General features: G+C 72.3%; 1 protein-coding gene. It reads right to left on the reverse strand.

Features of this window, described 5'->3' with window-relative positions; all coding sequences use genetic code 11:
* A partial coding sequence (locus tag U9980_RS05815) for a CHAT domain-containing protein (protein WP_322767000.1) occupies positions 1 to 3,205 on the reverse strand: 3,205 nt, incomplete at its 3' end.
* Positions 3,206 to 3,393 lie beyond the last annotated feature (188 nt).

Raw genomic sequence — 3,393 nt, forward strand, 5'->3', positions numbered from 1 at the left:
TCGGGTCGGCTTCGGCGCGGGAGCGGGCGAACGCAAGGAGCGTGTGGGTCCGTGCACGAGCCGCACTGATCTTCCCGATGTTGACCAGCGCTGCGATTTCCCGATCGGCCAACGGCAGGTAGCCGGGGATAGCGGGAGGCAGAAAGGGAAGGACCTGGCCGAGAAACGCGGTGACCGACAGCTCACCGAGCTGCCTGGCGAGCAGGTCTGCGACCGCGCCAGCGAAGCCGACCAGCTCCTCATGCCGGCCGGTCGCGGCCTGATGACGGGCGATCTCGACGAAATCATCGAACCCGCCCCGGCCGGTCTGGAGCCGGTGTAGCCGCATCGCTTCAGCCCGCCGATGCCGCCCGGTGAACCCGTCACCCTGGTGGGATTCCAACGCGGCGGCGACCCACGGATGCACGACCTGCTGGCCGCCATCGGCGGCCAGCAGCGTCAGATCCACCAGCCGAGCCGACGCCCGCCGCACCACGGCCCGCCGGGCGTCGGTCGGGTCGCTCTCCCACCGGCAGCGGGCCAGGTCCTCGACGGTCAGCGGCAGGGTGGACACTGCCGCCTGCAACAGCAGCTCCTCCTGTTCGCCGTCGAGCAGACCCACAAGCGCGGTCAGCAGGATGTCACGGGCCCCGAGCAGCACCACGTCGGCGACGGCCTGATGCAGATCCCGGGAGGCGGTCAGATCAACATGCTGCTCGGAGGCCAGCGTCCGCAGCCTGCGGGTCACCTCGGGCAGGCGCCCGCGGGCACCGTCGCGCAGCAATGCGTCCACGAACTCGATCAGCCGAGGATGCCCGCCGATCGTCGCGGCGAGCAACCGCCGGTCAGCGGCGCTCACCCCGGCCAACGAACCCAGCCGCAGCAGCAGCCGGCCCAACTCGGCGGGGCTGAGCGCCGGCACACCCACCGGGAGCAGATAGCTGTCCGCATCGGGGACCGGATAGCGGCAGGTCACCAGGAGCCGACCGGCACAGCCCGCCGCGCACAAACCATCGAAGACTTCCGCGAAACCCGGATCGAGGAAACGTTCCCCGCCGGGCGTCAGGTTCTGTTCGAAGTCGTCGAACACGACCAGCAGCCGGGCCTGGGCCAACAACCGCCCGACCGCCTCCACTTTGGCGGTGTCTTCCACCCGCCGGTCCACCAGCTCCGCGTGCACGGAGGCCAGTTCCGGGCGGCCGGCGATCGCCTGCGCCACCTCGCCGATCAGCCGCTGCGGGTTCCACGCCCCGCCGTGGACCGCGGTCAGCCAGCCCTCATCGGCCAGCCGGGACAGCACCCGGCCTGCGATCGCGGTCTTCCCGATCCCGCCGATCCCGGTCAGCATCACCCCGGTCAGCTTCACCCCGGCCCGTTCCCCCAACCGCAGTACCGCCACGGTCGTGCGCAGCTCGGCCCGTCGGCCGATCAGCTCCCCGATCCGCAACGACCGCACCGACCCACCCGTCGGCGCGGTCGTTGCCCTACTCAGCAGCACCGTCGGGACGGCCGGGTCGAGTAGCGGCGGATCCTCACCAACCGACAGCAGCGTCGCGATCCCGTACTCCGGCCGCATCCGACCGTCGGCACCGCCGCGGCGGGACGCCTCGACCCGGTCGGTTTCCAACCCCCGCCGGGCATCCGCCAACGCCCCCGCCGGGGTCACCCCCACCTCCCCTGCCAGGCTGCGGTAGAAACGGCCCGCCAAGGCGGTGGCGTAGCCATCGGTCACCGCCGTCTGCATCGCCAGCACTCGGTCCGCCCCAAGTCGCAGCAGCGTCGCGGCCAGCCCCTCGGTCCCCCGCCCCGCCCCCGCGCACGACGACAGCACCACCAGCGGCAGCGGACGCCGCCCGGCCCGCAACGCCCCCGCCAGCGCACCGGCCTTGACCGTGACCGGGTTACCGTCCTCGTCCTCCAGCTCGACCGATTCCGCCGAGCCGTGCGCGGACAGATGCAGCACATGATATTGATCGGCGCGCAGCGCCTGCTCAATCTGCACCAGCCCGGCGACCTCCAGAATCCGCACCTGCGCAGCGCTGTCGACTCCCGCAAGCGGGCCGACCGCGTCCAACACGGCCTGCATCTCCGCTTCCCCATCCAGCGGAGGACTGGCCGTGCGGGTCTCCGCCGGTGCCGCCACCGCCACCAGGATCTTCAACGGCCCCGGCAGCGGCCCCACCGTCCCCGCCTGCCCCGCCTGCCCCGCAGGCCCGCCCCCGGGCAGCCGCCGTCGCAGCCGCACCGCAGGCAGGGTCGCCAGCACCCGCCCGTCCGGCAGCCGGAGTAACTCAAACGGCCAGCCCGCCGCCGCACCGTCGGCGGCCACCACCAGCTCGACCGTGGACCCCCACGGGGAATGATCCGCCAGGTCGACGATCCGACCGAGCGTCTCAGGGTCGAACAATGCCGCGCACAACCGCCGCCCCGCCTCCGCCAGACCCGCCTCCACCACCAGCGGGACCCCACCGAGCCCGTCCCACACCCGGTCCATCCCCACCGGCACCGGCCCGGACCGTTCCCCCAGCACCGTCCCGGCCAACACGGTCCGGCATCTCAGCTGCCTCTCGGTGACCGTCACCTCGACGGTCAGGTCCTGACGCACCGGCCGGACCAGCCCCGCCACCCGCGCCCCACCTGTCTCTGACGACAGCACCGGCGCCCGCACCCCCAGCGGCGGCACCTGCCCCACCGGGGGTTCTGTCTCGCCCGGCTGCCCGGTCAGCACCCGCAGCAGCCGCTCCACCCCCGCCAGGGTGAACGCCCCCACCGGATAGCTCGTCGCCGCCGTCGGCTGCAAGAACACCGGAATATCGGCGGTGGACATACCCGGCAGCACCACCGGCAGCACCCGCTCCAGCGTGATCGCCCGCTGCGCGTACAGCGCCTCTCGGATCAACGCCGCCTCGAACTGCACCCCACGACCCTCGTCCGCGCCCGCCTGGCCCTCCGCCCGCCGCCGATACGCGGGCGACACCACCACCAGCACAAAATCCGCCTCACGGACCTGCTCGATCATCCACAGCGGCCAGTCCTGGCGTTGTTCCGCCGCCGGCCGATCCAGCCGGGCGTCCACCCCGAACCGGCGCAGCAGCACCCACAGATCCCGCACCGCCTCCGCATGCGCCTCGGACTCATGCGCATACGAGATGAACACCCGCACCGGCGGTGGGTTCTCCGACCGGCCAACCGCCCCCAGCCCCGCGGTCTCGTCGGCATCCGCCATCACGACCCCCCAAACCCGTACAGTCCAGACGCAGGGTAGCCGCAACGATCGTCACCGCGACACTCACCCCGACCGCGGCCACTCCCCGCACCCACCGACAGCGAACAACAACCAGGGGGCGGACCTGTGCCTACTGGATCGGGACAACTGGATCAGGGTCGACTCGGTGGGTCCGCACCAGACGGCGC

Origin of the sequence: Protofrankia sp. Cr1 (assembly GCF_963555865.1) — a bacterium.
Taxonomy (GTDB): Bacteria; Actinomycetota; Actinomycetes; order Frankiales; family Frankiaceae; genus Protofrankia.